Below are 15867 nucleotides of genomic sequence, written 5' to 3'. Positions count from 1 at the left end.
CGGCTCCTTCATTGCGACTTTCAATATAGGCCTGGCCGGAGAGTTTCGTTACGAATAACGACGTTGCGGTGAAAACCTGCACTCAGCCGTACAGTAGCGTTCGAAGCTCGCCACGGAAGTTGATGAGTGGATTGCCTTGAGCTGATCGCGTAGCGACAACCCGGCCGATAAAGATCCGATGGGTGCCGACGAGTTGGTGGTGATGCAAGACGCATTCGAGCACACAAATTGCGCTTTGCAGAACCGGGACGTCAAGGACGCCCTGATCCCATGGCGCTGTATCGAAACGGTGCACACCGTTTGCGCCATGCCGGCCGGCGAAACGCAGCGCGAGGTCCTGCTGATTGCCGCCGAGCATACTCACGCCAAAAGTGCCGTTGGCGAGTATCGCGTCGTGAGTTTCGGAACTGGCATTAATACCGACGAGCAAGCACGGTGGCTCCATGCAGATCGAAGTAATAGAACTGACCGTTAACCCCCGCCGTCCGACAGCCGTTCCGGTTGCTACAATGCAGACGCCGCTCGCCAGATTTCGCATGGCCTGGCGAAACTCAGTCGCTTCGATGGACTGAATGTCGCTCATCCGGGGAGCCGATTGGCAGCTCATAGCCCAGCTCCGGAGTGGCGTTTGACTTCGAACGTTTGAGCTATGCGGAGATCGCGTTGGTCGCGGCTCTCGAACTTGCCTCCGCGCAATTCGCGCTTGATCGCACTGATGATCTGACATCTCCACAGCATGATCTTGCGATCCAGCTGAACACAATCGGTGGTTCCGCCTGGATGATAACGTTCAGCGTGCCTTTGCGTCAGATCGACCACGTGCCGCGTCCTCGTCGCGCAGCAACAGCGACGGCGAAGGGGGCCCGTACGTCCGAAGGGCGGGCGGTCCGTGATCTGTCTGTGCGCGGCGTCATTCACTGCGAATTGTTCCTCGGTGGTGATATGGGCATGGCCGCCGCGCCGTCTTGCCTTCCGATACTGCCGAAAAGGCGCTCTTTCCCGAAGAGAAGACGCTCATCCAGCGTCGCATGCAACGAAAGCCGCAGCTCGGGCGAAATCGACTCGTCTGTATCGATCACCTCACGAAACTTACGAAACATGCGTTCGATCGTTGCGATTGATCCGAGTACCGTGACCGTCCGCCAAGACATCATTATTTGTCTCCTTCCCGGTTGCGCGAAGCGCGAGTCCCCGAGCCGCCTGTCTTTTCGACGATCTCGGTGGGCCGCTTCGCACCGGCTCTGGCGATCTGAGCGGCGGTCGATCTGTCAGGCGCCGCCTTGGCCTCGATCAGCTCGGCAAGATTGATATAGTACGCATCCTGCAGCCTGATAAGCGCCTGCTCCGAGCATAGACCGTCCTCATCTCACGAAGCTCCGCCTCGATTTCTGAAAGCTTTCCATGATTTTGCTCTACCGTCTCAAGCTAATGCACCGCTATTTCGTGCAAACGGTGCATTTCGCGCCACGATCACGGGCCGCACTTCTCGGCCGTCGTCAAATGCAGGGGGGACCAACCGGCTCGGTGCTGATTGAGTTCCGCGGACCTTCTAAATGCTGACTAAGCCTCGTCGAACAGCGGCGACACCTCAATGTCGTTTGCGGCGAGCAGTATTCGGAGCGAAGCGAGCTCGGCTTGGAGGCTTTGCGCGCCATCACTGCGCTCCGGTCGAAACCGCCGCCTGCCGCGAGAGCAGCGCGCGGGTCGCCGCCGTCACGTCAGCCTGCCGCATCAGACTTTCTCCGACCAGGAAGGTCGAAATGCCAAGCCGCGAAAGACGCAGAATATCGCCCGGGGCGCAGATACCGCTTGCGCCGACGATCAGGCGAGTCTTCGGTATGAGCGGCGCCAGAGCCTCGCTGATCGTAAGCGTGGTCTCGAAGGTGCGCAGGTTGCGGTTGTTGATGCCGATCATCGGCGATCGAAGTTTTAGCGCCCGATCGAGCTCGTCGCGATCATGGATCTCGATCAGCACATCCATGCCATAGGCCAGGGCCGCAGCCTCGATCTCGCGAGCGGTTTCGTCGTCGAGCGCCGCCATGATGATCAGGATGCAATCGGCCCCCTGAGCGCGCGCTTCCGTCACCTGATAGGTGTCGAACATGAAGTCCTTGCGCAGCACCGGCAGATATGTTGCCGCGCGCGCCGCCATCATGAAATCAGGGTGCCCCTGAAAGAAGGGCGTATCAGTCAGCACCGACAGACAGGCCGCGCCGCCCGCTTCATAGGCCCTGGCAAGCGAGGGCGGATCGAAGTCGCCCCGGATAAGGCCTTTGGAGGGAGAGGCCTTCTTGATCTCGGCGATCAGCGCATACTTATCTGCTGCGTGCTTGTTGCAGATGGCGGCGAGAAAACCCCGCGGGGGCGGGGCCCGCCGCGCGAGCGCTTCGACCTCTGAAAGCGGCAAGGCGCGCTTGGCGGCTGCGATCTCTTCGCGCTTGTAGGCCTCGATCTTGGTCAAAATGTCGGACATCGGTCAGCTCGGCTGTCAGGCATTAGAGATTGCGACTAGATGTTTCAATCGCGCCGCCGCGGCACCGCTATCAAGCGATTTCTGCCCAAGGGCGACGCCTTCCTTCAAGGTTTTGGCACGGCCGGCCACGATCAATGCCGCGGCCGCATTGAGAAGCGCGATATCGCGATACGGGCTTGGGGCGCCGTCGAGCACGCTTTGCAGCGCGACTGCATTGGCATCGGCATCGCCGCCCTTCAGCCCCACGCTGCCGCAGCGGGGGAGACCGGCATGTTCAGGGGTCACTTCGAAGGTGCGGATCTCGCCGGTCTCAATCGAGGCAACCAAGGTAGGGCCGGTCAGGGTGATCTCATCAAGTCCGTCCGAGCCGTGCACCACCCACACTGACTCAGCGCCAAGATTCTTCAACACCTGCGCCATGGGCAGCACCCACTGCCGCGAAAACACTCCGACTATCTGTCGCTTGACGCTGGCCGGATTGCACAGCGGTCCGAGCAGATTGAAGATGGTGCGGGTAGCGAGCTCAACCCGGGTCGGGTGAACGTGCTTCATGGCGGGATGGTGGACCGGCGCAAACATGAAGCCGATGCCGGCTTCGTGTACGCAGCGAGCGATGTCTTCAGGGGCCATATCGATCCTCACGCCGAGCGACGCCAAAACGTCGGCTGCGCCCGAGCGCGAGGACAGTGCGCGATTGCCATGTTTGGCAACCCTTACGCCAGCGCCAGCGACGATGAAAGCGGCGCAAGTCGACACGTTGACCGAGCCCGAGGCGTCGCCGCCAGTCCCGACAATGTCAATGGGATCCTGCGGCGCACTGACTCGCAGCATCTTACTCCGCATTGCAAAAGCCGCGCCGGTAATCTCTTCCACCGTCTCGCCGCGCACCCGCAGCGCCATAAGAAGTCCGCCCATCTGCGCGGGTGTGGCTTCGCCCGACATCATGCTATCGAAAGCGGATGCCGCTTCCTCGCGGGTCAGCGTGGCGCCACTGGCGACTTTGCCAATAATCGATTTGAAGGCGTTCATCGTGCTTTCGAACGTGCTTAATTGTTGCTACCGGCAGCGGTTGCCTGGGCGAAGGCGGCCTCGTTGATCGATGAGCCGATCCCGATGTTCCAGCTTGGTGACGAGGGCGCCGGGCCGCTCGATCGCACAACATGCTTGAAGACGCTCTTTTGGCTCTTTGCTTTCGTCCGATGCGAACTCGACAAACGGCACGATCTCGCAGCCTTCCGGCATCATCAGTGGGAAGTCAATTCGAACAGGCGCCAGTTCCAAACTTGCGATCATGCGCACGGGAACCCGTCTGCCGCGTTAGCCGATATCCATTGCTTGCGTGGTGTAGCTTTGGTCATAATTGGTTTCCAAGCCTACAACCTGACGCAGCGTAAGGTTCAACCCCTTTCAGTGGCTTGGCTGAACATTATTCCAGTATTCCATTATTCCATTGTGCCACCACCATATGCGTCTCCTCGCTTCCTGAGGTACGAGGACACAAGCGACCAAATGCAGGCCACTGCCATGGTGGGAAACCATTTCCCAGCGCAGGCTGGCTGATATGAGAACACTCACTGCGGGCGTTTCCAGACAGACGCGCTCAAGATCCCGATGCGGCGCAAAGAAGAGATTGGATCCAAAACGGCAGCCCGACGTGCTCCAGCCGACTTGTCTCGGCAATGCCGACGTTTATTGCACCCAAGCGAAGCGCGCAGTGAGGTGACCGGAGCCGACATCGCTATATTGCAGATATCTCGGTGCACCTCCTAGCCTCGTCAACCTTGCACGAAGCGGCGGATCGAGGGTATCTTCCATTGTGGAATAGATGCGGTTCAGAGCCCCGAGCGATTGTGCACCTTTCTCGAGTGTGGCCTCCTAGAGTGCTCGCCGTAGTGCGGGCGCAAAAGGTTGCGGTACGGAAATAGTTAGCTAAACGCAAATCGTGCCGGCTCGATGCCACTCGATCGACCTGCCTCTTCAGATCGGTCATAGCGGCGTGAAGCCCCGCATGACGATCACGCACCGCCTCGCAGTCCCGCGTTTTCCGGGCCGGGGATATAGGGCGAGGCAAGGAATGGTAGGGCCCATGGGCGGGTCTCCCATTCTTCCTTCAGGTGCGGGCGATCGTTAGACCAGCATTCTCAAGGGCATCCAGGATCTTGCCGGCATAAGCCGGCGGGTCGTGTTGGTGTTCGCCAGTCAGGGCGCCGGCAATGACCGCATACGCCTCCTCGCGCTCCGCGGGCTTGTGCTCAGTATATTCGCCGCAGACATTACAGGCGATCATCGGTCGACCGCTCCAGGGATCATGCGACGCGATTTCGCACCAGTTATCGGAGTTGCATTTCGGACACTGCATGGGCGGGGGCTCCTGGCGGTTCTCAGCTCGCGGGCTCGATACTAGCCAACTCGAACGGGCGCTTGGGCAGCTTACCTGTGCAGAAGCATCGGGAGTGTGGAGCTCGTCTCGGACATTCCAGAAGCGAATAAAGCTAGCGAAGCCAGTGCGGAAGACAGCGAACAGACGTGGCAAACGCGCGCGGCCTTTGCAGCGCGCAAGCGGCGCGCCTCTTGGATCCTTGGTGGCTCAGAAGTACTGAGCCTCGAAACCGCCTTTTCAGCTGCGGCGCAGGCGAACATTGCGAGCAAAGCGAGCGCGGCCCCCAACGGGTAGGACAGCGTTGTTGAGGCGAGGGCGCCGATTAGGCTCAGATCGATTGTGGCTCTGCTTGATATGCCTCCGAGGAACGCCAAGACTGCAAGCGCAGCTCCACAGTTGATCAATATCAGAGCGCAAAGCGCAGTCGGGCCCGAATCGAGGGCTGCCTTTTTGACAAAGCTGCGAAGTCCGCCGTTGTAACGGGCGCGCTGAGTATCTTCGCGGGTCAGGCCGTGATGCCATTTTCCACCTCTTACCACCTGCTCGAGAGCCGAGTGTTCTTCAAGCGCTATTTGTTTGTTGGCATTATCCACTAGGTGTACTCCTGGATCCGTTCGGGGTCGACGAAAACATCGCTTTTGGGCGCGAGCGAAGAGCTAATCCGCCTAAGGCGATAACCCGGTTTCGTGTTTGCGACAGCACATCGCGTTCGTTCAACGACGTATCGGCATCAGAAATTCATAGACCACCATTTGCGTGATGACGTCGTATTGGCACACGACCGTTTCTGAAACCGTTCGCCAGCGCTGCGTGAGGTTAACGGACTTCAGCGGCTCAGTGGTTCCCACCGAAACTGGTTTGAAGCCAATCTCCTCTAGCTGCTTCGAGAGTGTCGACGATGGGGCACATTGAAACCGGATCCGCCTGTCCTCAGCTGACCGACAACAACGCCGCCACTATTGTGAGTAAAACCGTGGCGAGCGCCATCGATACCTCGCCGGTATTCGCCAGCAGCAAGGCAACGATCCTTCACCATTGCTAGCGTTCGAGCTGCGTCATCCAAGGCGATGATGGGCTTTGTCATCAATGAAACGGCGGCTTCTGAGCCAGCGAAGGGCATTCAATCTCTCGCTTCAACGGGACGGTTTTTGTTCTGCAGTACGGGTCGACTGACCGGAATCGTGGTAGTGCGGTCAGGAATCGATCGGGGGACACGCGGACATTCCGATGATGCCCGACGATCTGTTACGGCGCAGATCATCGGGTAAGCGCGGATTACTCTGCTCTGTTTCTGACTGTGCTCTGTCTCTTGCTCTGGTCGTGTCGGTGAAACGCTTTCGCGCTCGCTCTCGTCTTCGTCGCCGCAATCCTGCTGGCGACGATCTCTCCGGTCTTGTGCGACCTGTCAATGGGGCGCACGCACCGCTCCGAGCGCACCGCCGTCGTCGTGATCGGCGTAGATGTGCGACGGCGCACCGAGGCGGGACATTTCTTTCGGCTTGCGGCGCCTGATCTGTGTGGGCGAACGCGATGCATGGTGACGTCGATCGAGCGGATGCCGGCAAGGAAGCCGGCGCTGGCTTCGAGCTCGGGGCCAGCGTGCGCCGCGCTCGTCAGAGTCAGCAGCGCCGCTGCGAAGGTGATGCATTTCACTTGTCTTCCTTTCTGTGGGTGTGGAGGTAGACCCCGCCGCCGATTTGAAAGCCAGCCAGATCGAAGGATGAGCGTGATCATCGCCTTGCGCTTTGCAATTATCGCGCCGATTTCCATTACACGTGTGCCTGGATTGCGCTGCGCTACCTCGATGATCCCGCCAAGGCGGCCCTGATCCGATCGCTACATTCTGAAGATGCCGTAATGTGGCGCCTCAATGGGTGTATTGAGCGAAGCGCTCAGGACGACTGCGAGCGCGTTTCTGGTGTCGATAGGATCAAGAATGCCGTCGTCCCAGATTTCGGAGGTCGCATAATAGGCGCTCGATCGTTCCCGATACTCTTCCAGAATCGGCTCTCGAATAGCTGCCAACTCCTGCTCAGATAGGCGTCCACCCTCGCGGGCTAATTGTCTTGCCTTGACATGGGTGAGCACGCCTGCTGCTTGGTCTGCACCCATCGCAGAAATCTGAGACTGCGGCCAGGTGAACATAAAGCGCGGATCGAAAGCCCGCCCGGCCATAGCGAACGTCCCCGCTCCGTAGGAGCCGTTGCAAACGACTGTGAACTTGGGCACCGACGCTCCAGAAACGGCCATAATCAGCTTGGCGCCATCCTTGGTGATGCCGCGCCGTTCGTATTCGCGGCCGACCATGAAACCCGTGATATTCTGCAGAAAGAGCAGGGGCGTCCGATTCTTATCGCAAAGCTGGATAAAGTGAGCGCCCTTCAGCGCACTTTCGCTGAACAGCACACCGTTATTTGCAATAACCCCGATCTGATATCCATAAAGCCGCGCGAAGCCGCACACCAGAGATTCGCCATAGCGTGGCTGGTATTCGTGAAATCGGCTGCCATCGACCAGACGGGCGATGATCTCCCGCATGTCGAACTGCACTCGAGGATCCCTGGGAATAATGCCGTACAGCTCAGACGCATCATAAGCGGGCGGCTCCGGAGGGGCTCGATTGATCGAGGCTTTCGTAGGAGGATTGAAGCGAGCGACGATCTCCCGTGCGATGGCAATCGCGTGCATCTCGGAGCTTGCGAAATAGTCACTCGTCCCAGACACGCTGGTATGCATATGAGCGCCACCAAGCTCTTCGACGGATACTGTCTCGCCCGTGGCTGCTTTCACGACCGGGGGACCTCCTAGAAAAATCGCGCCCGTTCCCTCCACGATGATGTTGTAGTCGCTAAGCGTCGGGACGTACGCTCCTCCCGCGGTGCAATGACCCATTGCGATGGCGACTTGCGGCACTCCCATTTTCGAGAGAATGGACTGATTGCGGAAGATTCGACCCGCGTAGTATCGATCCGCGAAGAACTCCGCCTGCAAAGGCAGGAAACCACCAGCACAGTCGCACAGATGAACCATGGGCAGACGGTTCTCGATTGCTATGTCCAAGGCCCGCACGATCTTCTTGACAGACAACGGATACCATGCGCCGCCCTTCACGCTGGCGTCATCCGCGTGAACAATGACCTCGCGACCCGCTACGATGCCGATACCGACGACCTGCGCTGCGCCAGGCACCTCGCCGTCGTAAGCCTTATTAGCAGCTAGCGTCGAAAGCTCGAGGAACGGAGTGTCTGGATCGAGCAAAGCCTCGATCCGATCACGTACAAACAGCTTGTTTTGTCGACGCAGGCGCTCAAGGTCCCGTTCAGGACGGTTGAAGCGGACGACACGTTGTCGTTCCTTCAGTTCGGCCGCAAGTCGTCTATTGTGGAGTTCGTTGAGGCGAAATTCGTGGGATTTGACGTCCGCTGCAGAGGAAATGCGCTGCATCTCAACGCCCTTCCTCGGAGAGCGTGACCAGCACTGCGCCTCGCTCGAAGCTCTCGCCTTCGTTGAAGTGAATTCGGTCGATCACGCCGTCCCGTGGAGAGCGTATGATGGTTTCCAACTTCATGCTCTCGATTGTCATCAGCGCCGTGCCTGCGGAAACCGGTTGACCAGGCGAAACGCTGATCGTAACGACGAGGCCCGGCATTGGCGCGCGGGCCAGGAGATGATGTGCCTCATTATTCGCGCAAGCGAGCGTTCTCAACGGGTCGCGGTAGTGCAAAATGCGCGTCCTACCGCGGATATGCACGTGAATAATCTCGCCGTCGATGGCGAATCGGACCGGTTCGCTTTCGCCAGCGATGGTAAGGACGCCGCGACCGTCGCCTTGCTGGGAGAACACGACTGGGGCAATCACTTTGTTACTCAAGCGAAGGCGATAGCCCTGTTGGCAACGTGAAAGCGAGAACTGATAATCTACGCCATCAACTTCAAAAGAGTGTTTCACGTCAGTTTCTCCAGCTGCCCATCGCTGCATGAAGCTCGGGCACGGCATCTGCCGGTTCTCGGACCGGTCTCGTCAGGAGGGCGGCTGTGGCGAGGAAGCCAGATAAGTCGGATGCAGGTTCGCCCGATGCGATGTGCGGATTTTCCTCAAGATAGCCTGTATGGATGTGTCCGCTGAGAAATGCCTCCTCGCGGAGGATACGTGTGAGAAAGCTTGCGTTTGTCTCGCAGCCGAGAAGCACCAGCTCCCGCATCGCGCGATGGGCCTTCAGCGCAGCCTCAATGCGCGTGGGCGAATGCACGATGATCTTTGCGAGCATGGGATCGAACGCTGTCGTGATCTGCTGGCCTTGTAAGATGCCGCTGTCGATCCGTACGCCGTCGCCATCCGGGTACTCGAGAACAAGTACCTTGCCAGTCGTCGGAACATATCCGCGTTCCGGGGCTTCCGCATACAGTCTAGCCTCGATCGCGTGTCCTCTCGAGACGATATCGGACTGCGAGAATCCAAGTTCGCGGCCCGCTGCGACATAGATCTGTTGAGCAACAAGATCGATGCCGGTGATCATCTCGGTCACGGTATGCTCGACTTGCAGACGCGTATTCATCTCAAGAAAATAGAACTCTCCGCCGCCGAAGATGAATTCGACAGTGCCTGCGTTTCGATACTTTGCGGCGCGCGCGATGCTGGCGGCGGTTTCGCAGACCCGTTTCCGCAACTCTGGCGACAGCGCGGGCGACGGCGACTCCTCGATGATCTTCTGGAACCGGCGCTGCACGGAGCACTCCCTCTCAAAGAGATGGACCACGTTTCCGAAGGAGTCGCCGAGCACCTGTACTTCGATGTGCCGCGGGTTTTCGACATATCGTTCGACGTAAAGCCGGCCATCGCCGAAGTACCTCTGCCCTTCACTGCGCGCCTGCGCGATCGCGTCCTCCAGGGTCGCGAGGTCGCGTACGACCCGCATGCCCTTGCCGCCACCGCCCGCCGATGGTTTCACCAGCAAAGGAACTCCAACAGCTCGCGCCCTAAATGTGAATGTCGCTGGATCATCTTCTTCGATCGCCGAAGGTGCGACCGGAAAACCGTTTCGCTGAACGAAGTTGCGGGCCCGGATTTTGTCGCCCATCAGTTCGATGCTTTCGGGAGCGGGCCCGATGAACGCAATGCCCGCCTTTATCACGGCCCTAGCGAACTCAGCGTTCTCGGAGAGAAATCCATAACCCGGATGAAGGGCGTCGGCGCTCGCCTTGTGGGCAGCAGCGATGATTTGCGCGATGTCGAGATAGGCCGCAATCGGCGTGCGACCGCTGATGGCAATCGCCGTGTCAGCCATGGAGACAGCCGGCGTCCCCGCATCGGCCTCGTGGTAGACAATTGCAGAGCGAAGCCCCAGCCTTCGCAAGGTCTTGATGATCCGTACGGCAATCTCGCCTCTATTGGCGATCAGAATGGTGTGGAAGGGTAATTCACGCATTCGCCTATTCGCCCAAACAAGTACCCGATTGCGGGAGTGCCGTCAGTCGCAAGCGGTTGGTGCTGCCTCAATTGCCCGCGCCCGTTCATCTGTCCCCATCCGGCGTTGCCGTCCTGGATTCAGCCGGGGACTAGTCTCGAACGCGGGCAATCGAAGGCGCCAGCCTATTGTCGCTGGCTCATTTCGAGCCTTCCTTGCCTTTGGCAGAGTCTCGAACTGATATCACGTAGCGACATTGGTCACTCAGGTTTGTGAACTTGGCTCTGAGACAGGCAGTGATGGCGCCTGCATCAGGTATGTGGCTGCCACAAAAGCGAAACACGTCCGGTGTGCAAGCCTCTCGCTCCTCCGGTGTCGCCGGCCGATCTCGCGCACCCGCCTGCTCATTGCATAGAGCTGTTGTCGTCACAAGAGCAACAGCAAGTGCTGTTGCACAGCGGTGTGCTTTGAAGAACCAAGACCCATGCGTTCGCTGCTTTTGATTCACGATATCCTCTTCAAGTCGATACATCCTGCGGTATTGTTCGTCCTGCGCGAAGCGCAGTATGACCTGTCTACCGGGAAACAGGCCGGAACCATTCAAAGCATTGACGACCGCGGAAGCGCACTTGCGTATCTGCACACCCATCGCAGCGGTGCTTCGGTCGCTTTGTCGTGAGATACCTAACTTCCGAGCGCATGGAGGCGGCTATCAACCCGCCAGCCGGCTGATGACCCAGAGCCGGCAACGCAGGGCGAAACAACGATTGCGGCCTGGCTAGACGAAAGAAGTTACGATAGCGGTAAGATATACCCCGGGAGCAATTCCGGCATTCAGCTACGTCCAACACGCCCCCGAAGCTGCACCTGGTTGGGGAGAGCGAACACTTGGCGGTCTGTCGCAGCCGGGGCCATCACCCACGTGGTGCGCCGCTGCATTCTACCTCCTGAGAGGAGCGGCGCGCGCGAAATCGGAGATCGAGATTGTGCCAAATGCTCGTCCTGTTCTGGCTGCAACTTGGCCAGTTCGCCATGCGGTCCATAGATCACTTCGCCTTCGGGGGAGTGCTCTCGGATCGTGACGGACTCTTGCGGCGTGAGCTTAAAAGTGTGGGACATTCGCAATTCTCATCACCTGGCGGGACGCTTTCAGATGGCCGGAGGGAGCGCCACCTACTTTTAAGATCGTACAATCTAACGCTACGTACGATTCAAGCCCCTTCGAGGACTGCTCGTGTGGATATGTCCAAACCCGCACGCCCCAAGAGCCGTCTGGCGCGAATCAGAGTGAGAGGCCTTCACTGGCGCGGAAAATCTCAGTTTCATTCCCAACTAGGCCGAGCGCAGCCGTGCACGTGCTAGAAGCGAAGGCTCCAGCACGGCTGATCTCTGCAAGCCGGCAAGTGGGAGAGATCGAAATATTGGATTGGTTTGCGATCCTAGTCAGCGCAATTGCGCGGCCCGGTAGCAGTTCGAAAAGGGAAGAGCTTCATGCCCGAGAGGGCGGGCGCTTTAGATGCTGCGCGTCTAAACCTTCGTCCTGGAAGAAACTTGACCTAGCGCGCTTTCGGAGGAGGTCGTGGTGGCTGGGGGTGGTATCGTGCTGGGTCCGGCTGCCACCGGCTGTGTACGAGGCATGAGCAAAGCAACTCTATCAACCGCTCAATGCGTGTGCGCCCGCTTCGGCTTTATCAAGCGAATCGTGTCCCGCGGCTTCGCTCCCTCTGAGATATCGGCAATTGGGTCGAATTTGCGAAGTTTGCGGGGAGGGCGGCCTACATGATCTTGGAGGTCTGGTGTCGCATTCGCTTAATGTACGAACTGCATGCTCATCTACATGAAACCGAAAGATCAGTTCTACGATCCCAAATTCTGGCGACGCCGTGCGGAAGCGACGCTGACCAAAGCGGCGTCGTTCGCTGAAGGCAGGTCCAGAGATAGGCTTCTTAAGATTGCCGAGGAATATGAGAAGCTAGCCCGACGCGCAGAGGAGTGGCCGACGCTCAAAAAGGATGGCGGCGCAGACTCTAATCACAGTTCCTGATGCTTCGCCGCGGCCTCTCGATAAAAATCCGCAGGTAGCTCTCTGGGAGCGACTAGATTGGTTTCTCGGCTCGATAGGGCTAATTTTGCTGCGTCAAAAGTCATAACGCATGGGGGCGAATTGGATTGCTCAGCCGTTAGCGGTTCGCTCATCGGCGCGCGATCAACCTCAGGCTTGAACAAGCGACGCCCAAGGTTAGCGCCCTGGCTCCGTATCTCGCTGACCCGGTATCATCCAGAATCTTGGTCGCTACTTCTGGAGGAGGCTGAATCCAACGTGTCCTCCAGCATGGAGTTCATCCACGGCTGCTGATCTATTGCAGGAGCCTGGAGGTCACACGGCCTGATGCAAGCGGAAAGCCATCCGATGAGCCAGCCTAGCCTCTTCGTACCGCTTCTTTGTGGAACCCTTGCGATGGTCAGCTGGAGTATCGGCAACGTTCTGTCCAAGGCCGCGCTCTGCTGCATCGAGCCGCTCTCGCTACTAACAGGGCAGTTGGCGGTGAGTGCCGCAAGCCTGACAGTACTATCCATCTGGTCAGGCGCGCCGCCTCGCTTGAGGGATTGGCCTGCCGGCCTTCCCGGGCTCCTGCAGCCAGCGCTTGCGTCTGGCTTTTCGACCTTCGGCCTGACGATGCTGTCGACGTCTGTGGAAGCGATCCTGTTCGCAGTTGAGACGCCAATGATCATACTCCTCGCGTGGTTGATTCTAGGCGAGATCCCCAACCGGGGTGTCGGCTTGCTCTGCTTGTTGGCCTTTGCCGGAGTTGGTTTGCTGAGCTGGACCTCTGAACCCGATCCCTACGCAACGCGCGGACTGGGAGTCGCCCTCGTGCTCGGCGGTGTTCTATTTGCCTCGCTCTACAGTATCACAGTCCGTTTTATGTCGGTTCGGATCGATGCGCTGCGGCTTACGACATTAAGCCAAAGCGTCGCGTTCGCAGCAGTGGGATGTGTATGGATTGGTATTCGTCCATTGCCGGCGCTCGCGCCAACTATCACTGACGTTATTTTGGTGGTCGCATCCGGATTGCTGCTCATGTCAATTCCATTTCTTCTCTACGGCGTTGCGCTGGAGCGTATGAGCGCGACCGCAGCCGCGCTGTTGCTGCCGCTAGTTCCGATGTTTACATCCATTTTCGCATCTCTTTTTCTTCAGGAAGCCCTGACCGCAACACAATGGCTAGGGGCGGCTACGGTTCTCGTATCGGCGCTTGGAATGCCCTTGGCCCTTCGTTCCAAGCCGCACGATTGACCTGAATCAACTTGGCGCAGGCCACGTCGTCTCGCCCGCGGCCCCTGGAATCAAAAATGCCGCGGCTTCCTCGGTCGCGGCCAAGTTGCGGGCGGACAGCTCCTACAGATGTTTGGAGCACGAGATCCGAATTTCTATCGATTTAACTCTCTTTCGCGGGCGGCCCGCACGATCGTCGGCGACCAGATCCTTTTGGATCGTCGGCACTTAATCCCATCGGAAGATGGCTCCTCGCTTCTCATCCCGGCCCAGATGATGCGACAGAAGCTGGATCTGATCGTCCCGCCTTGTATCTTCGCCCCTCACACGCTAGCTGCGAGGAGTTCCGCCAGGGCCTTTGCTCGCAATCCAGCGATCGACGAGCTCGCTGAGGAGTCCGAAGGGAAGTGCACCGCTGCCGAGAACGACATCGTGGAACTCGCGCGTGTCGAACGCCCGGCCCAGCTGAGAGCTTGCCTTGCTCCTCAACGCGAGCAATTGCTGCATGCCCACCTTGTACGCAGTAGCTTGGCCCGGGATCACGACATAGCGTTCCACCTCACTTATGATTTCGGACAACGGATTGGGCGTTACCTTGCGTAGGTAGTTGATCGCTTGTTGGCGCGTCCAGCGACTGGTGTGGATGCCGGTATCCACCACAAGCCGCGCGGCGCGCCACAGCTCCGCCGCGAGCCGTCCGAAATCGGACATCGGATCGCGGTACGCACCCATGTCCTTGGCAAGCGACTCAGCATATAACGCCCACCCTTCCGCATAGGCGGTGTACGAGCCGAACTTCTGGAACGCGGGAACTCCGGTCAGTTCTCTCGCAATCGCAATCTGCATGTGATGACCCGGCACGCCCTCGTGGTAGGCGAGAGCTTCGAGCTGGAACGTCTTCAGGATCTCCATTCTGGACAGGTTAACATAGTAGACGCCGGGCTGGCTGCCGTCAGCCGTCGTTCGCTGATAGAAGGCGAGGGCTCCAGAGTTCTCACGGAAGGGCTCGACACGCCTGACAACCAAAGGAGCCTTGGGAAGCCTGCCAAAAGAATTGCCGAGCTTGCGGTACATCGCATCCAAAATGCGTGACGTTTCGCTGAGGTAGGTGCTCCGTCCCTCCTGGGTATCGGGATAGACAAACTTGGGGTTTGTCTTGATGTGCTTAAAAAAGGCCGCGAGGTCGCCGCCAAAGCCAAGCGAGTTCTTTATCTTTTCCATCTCTCCGTGGATCCGGCCGACCTCCTCTCGTCCGTACTCGTGGATTTGGGCGGCCGACAGCTCCGTCGTGGTTATGTGCCTGAGCGCCTGCGCGTAGAACTCAAGTCCGTTGGGGTGCTTCCAGGCGCCATCGTCCGTGCTGGACGTGGCCTCGAGCCGGGCCGCCGCTGCATCAAATCGACGTAAGCCGGTTGGACGAACCTGATCATCGCTTGAATGGCTGCTTCAGTAAGCTTGGGCTTCTTCGCGTAAGATATGGGCAGCGCGTCGAGCTTGGCGCGGAAATCCGCAAGCCACGTCGAGTCCTTTCCTGAAGCATGAAAGGGCACGCCGCTCAGAAGATTGCGACATTCCCGGATGACCTTGTCGTAAACAAACCTGGGAGCGAAAATACCGTTGCGAGAACGCAATTCGACACCATCAATGATTTGTGCGACCAACCTGCGGATTCCCTCGAGGCGAGAGATGTAGGCCTCGGCATCTTCGACAGCGTCGATGGGATGATGGTTGAGCAGAAAGGCCGGAATGGACGATTGCCAGCCACCCATTTGGTTTAGCGGGTAGTTGTAATGCCGGAACTCGTCCGCTTCTAGGGATGTCACGCAGTTGCTCTCGAACAGCCGATAGCTCAGCTTGGCCGCGTCCGGCAACGTCTGCGGATCGAAGTTCGCGCGCAGTCGATCAAGATCCTGCCGAGTCTCGCGAACCGCTTGGTCCCGTGCTGGTTCGTCGATCTCGTCCCATAGATGCTGGCGATCGTTGCGCCGCAGCAAGGCGGCCTCTCTCATCGGGCTCCGTCGGATTTGCCGTTCGAACGCCTGTTCGAAAAAAACACCAAGCGCCTCGGTTTGCGGTGCGGCCGTAACCGACTGAGGCATGGTAGGTTTGTTCATGGTGTTCAAGGTCCTCAATTGAAAACTGCGGCGAGTCCGCTCTTGAAGATCACCGCACTGCTGTTGTGAGGATGCGGCGAATGAAGCAAGCGACGTGCCGAATTGAATTGCAGGTTTTTGACGGCACTTCGTAAGTGTGTGTAGCGTCAAGTTGCTGACATGGTTCGAAGGCTGACAATCGTCGCTGCTGGTTGTCCGACAGGACGTTGCGCAGCGGG

At 58.7% G+C, this 15867-nt stretch carries 13 protein-coding genes and 1 pseudogene; 3 read left to right on the top strand and 11 right to left on the bottom strand.

Features of this window, described 5'->3' with window-relative positions; translation table 11 throughout:
• Window positions 1-82 precede the first annotated feature (82 nt).
• From HCN50_RS28795 to HCN50_RS28770, 6 genes are all read right to left on the bottom strand, one after another.
• Entirely contained in the window at window positions 83-583 is a 501-nt protein-coding gene (locus tag HCN50_RS28795) for a flavin reductase family protein (RefSeq protein ID WP_171713241.1), read from the bottom strand.
• Window positions 584-914: 331 nt separating this feature from the next.
• Window positions 915-1154: a hypothetical protein gene (locus tag HCN50_RS28790; RefSeq protein ID WP_171713137.1), complete on the bottom strand. Its 240-nt coding sequence runs from the start codon at window positions 1152-1154 to the stop codon at window positions 915-917.
• Between the two features lie 500 nt (window positions 1155-1654).
• A complete protein-coding gene (gene trpC / locus HCN50_RS28785; RefSeq protein ID WP_171713240.1) occupies window positions 1655-2473 on the bottom strand; it encodes an indole-3-glycerol phosphate synthase TrpC in 819 nt (272 codons plus the stop codon).
• 15 nt (window positions 2474-2488) lie between these two features.
• Entirely contained in the window at window positions 2489-3502 is a 1014-nt protein-coding gene (trpD, locus tag HCN50_RS28780; protein WP_171713239.1) for an anthranilate phosphoribosyltransferase, read from the bottom strand.
• 27 nt (window positions 3503-3529) lie between these two features.
• Window positions 3530-3772, bottom strand: a complete 243-nt coding sequence (locus tag HCN50_RS28775) for a hypothetical protein (RefSeq protein ID WP_171713238.1) — start codon at window positions 3770-3772, stop codon at window positions 3530-3532.
• Between the two features lie 811 nt (window positions 3773-4583).
• Window positions 4584-4760, bottom strand: coding sequence for a hypothetical protein (locus HCN50_RS28770; protein ID WP_171713237.1), 177 nt, complete (start codon window positions 4758-4760; stop codon window positions 4584-4586).
• 991 nt (window positions 4761-5751) lie between these two features.
• On the opposite strand from HCN50_RS28770, the gene HCN50_RS28765 reads away from it, so the two are divergent.
• Window positions 5752-5895 (top strand): hypothetical protein, encoded by a 144-nt coding sequence (locus tag HCN50_RS28765; RefSeq protein WP_171713236.1) that lies wholly within the window; start codon window positions 5752-5754, stop codon window positions 5893-5895.
• A 233-nt stretch (window positions 5896-6128) separates the two neighbouring features.
• Here HCN50_RS28765 and HCN50_RS28760 read toward each other — a convergent pair whose 3' ends face one another.
• From HCN50_RS28760 to HCN50_RS28745, 4 genes are all read right to left on the bottom strand, one after another.
• On the bottom strand, window positions 6129-6506 hold the full coding sequence (locus HCN50_RS28760) for a hypothetical protein (RefSeq protein WP_171713235.1): 378 nt from the start codon (window positions 6504-6506) through the stop codon (window positions 6129-6131).
• A gap of 183 nt (window positions 6507-6689) precedes the next feature.
• Window positions 6690-8297 (bottom strand): acyl-CoA carboxylase subunit beta, encoded by a 1608-nt coding sequence (locus HCN50_RS28755; protein WP_171713234.1) that lies wholly within the window; start codon window positions 8295-8297, stop codon window positions 6690-6692.
• Between the two features lies 1 nt (window position 8298).
• Window positions 8299-8802, bottom strand: a complete 504-nt coding sequence (locus HCN50_RS34520) for an acyl-CoA carboxylase biotin carboxyl carrier protein subunit (RefSeq protein ID WP_210265140.1) — start codon at window positions 8800-8802, stop codon at window positions 8299-8301.
• 1 nt (window position 8803) lies between these two features.
• Window positions 8804-10279, bottom strand: coding sequence for an acetyl-CoA carboxylase biotin carboxylase subunit (locus HCN50_RS28745; protein WP_171713232.1), 1476 nt, complete (start codon window positions 10277-10279; stop codon window positions 8804-8806).
• Window positions 10280-10742: 463 nt separating this feature from the next.
• On the opposite strand from HCN50_RS28745, the gene HCN50_RS28740 reads away from it, so the two are divergent.
• The gene (locus HCN50_RS28740; RefSeq protein ID WP_171583080.1) at window positions 10743-10937 is read left to right on the top strand and encodes a hypothetical protein; all 195 of its coding nucleotides are present in this window, start codon (window positions 10743-10745) and stop codon (window positions 10935-10937) included.
• Between the two features lie 1731 nt (window positions 10938-12668).
• Window positions 12669-13556, top strand: a complete 888-nt coding sequence (locus HCN50_RS28730; RefSeq protein WP_171713230.1) for a DMT family transporter — start codon at window positions 12669-12671, stop codon at window positions 13554-13556.
• A gap of 309 nt (window positions 13557-13865) precedes the next feature.
• Here the strand turns inward: HCN50_RS28730 and HCN50_RS34875 are convergent.
• Window positions 13866-15544: pseudogene (locus HCN50_RS34875) on the bottom strand (DUF885 domain-containing protein).
• Between the last annotated feature and the right edge of the window lie 323 nt (window positions 15545-15867).

Origin of the sequence: Bradyrhizobium archetypum (genome assembly GCF_013114835.1) — a bacterium.
Taxonomy (GTDB): Bacteria; Pseudomonadota; Alphaproteobacteria; order Rhizobiales; family Xanthobacteraceae; genus Bradyrhizobium; species Bradyrhizobium archetypum.
The sequence above is the reverse complement of the archived record's forward strand: the minus strand, read 5'-3'. Positions and strand labels throughout refer to the sequence as shown.

Excerpts from the sequence above, each read along its gene's own strand:
- trpD (WP_171713239.1), bottom strand. The coding sequence starts at position 3,502 with ATGAACGCCTTCAAATCGATTATTGGCAAAGTCGCCAGTGGCGCCACG.
- HCN50_RS28730 (WP_171713230.1), top strand. The coding sequence starts at position 12,669 with ATGAGCCAGCCTAGCCTCTTCGTACCGCTTCTTTGTGGAACCCTTGCG.
- HCN50_RS28770 (WP_171713237.1), bottom strand. The coding sequence starts at position 4,760 with ATGATCGCCTGTAATGTCTGCGGCGAATATACTGAGCACAAGCCCGCG.
- HCN50_RS28745 (WP_171713232.1), bottom strand. The coding sequence starts at position 10,279 with ATGCGTGAATTACCCTTCCACACCATTCTGATCGCCAATAGAGGCGAG.
- HCN50_RS28765 (WP_171713236.1), top strand. The coding sequence starts at position 5,752 with ATGGGGCACATTGAAACCGGATCCGCCTGTCCTCAGCTGACCGACAAC.
- HCN50_RS28795 (WP_171713241.1), bottom strand. The coding sequence starts at position 583 with ATGAGCGACATTCAGTCCATCGAAGCGACTGAGTTTCGCCAGGCCATG.
- HCN50_RS28740 (WP_171583080.1), top strand. The coding sequence starts at position 10,743 with ATGCGTTCGCTGCTTTTGATTCACGATATCCTCTTCAAGTCGATACAT.
- HCN50_RS28755 (WP_171713234.1), bottom strand. The coding sequence starts at position 8,297 with ATGCAGCGCATTTCCTCTGCAGCGGACGTCAAATCCCACGAATTTCGC.
- trpC (WP_171713240.1), bottom strand. The coding sequence starts at position 2,473 with ATGTCCGACATTTTGACCAAGATCGAGGCCTACAAGCGCGAAGAGATC.
- HCN50_RS28790 (WP_171713137.1), bottom strand. The coding sequence starts at position 1,154 with ATGATGTCTTGGCGGACGGTCACGGTACTCGGATCAATCGCAACGATC.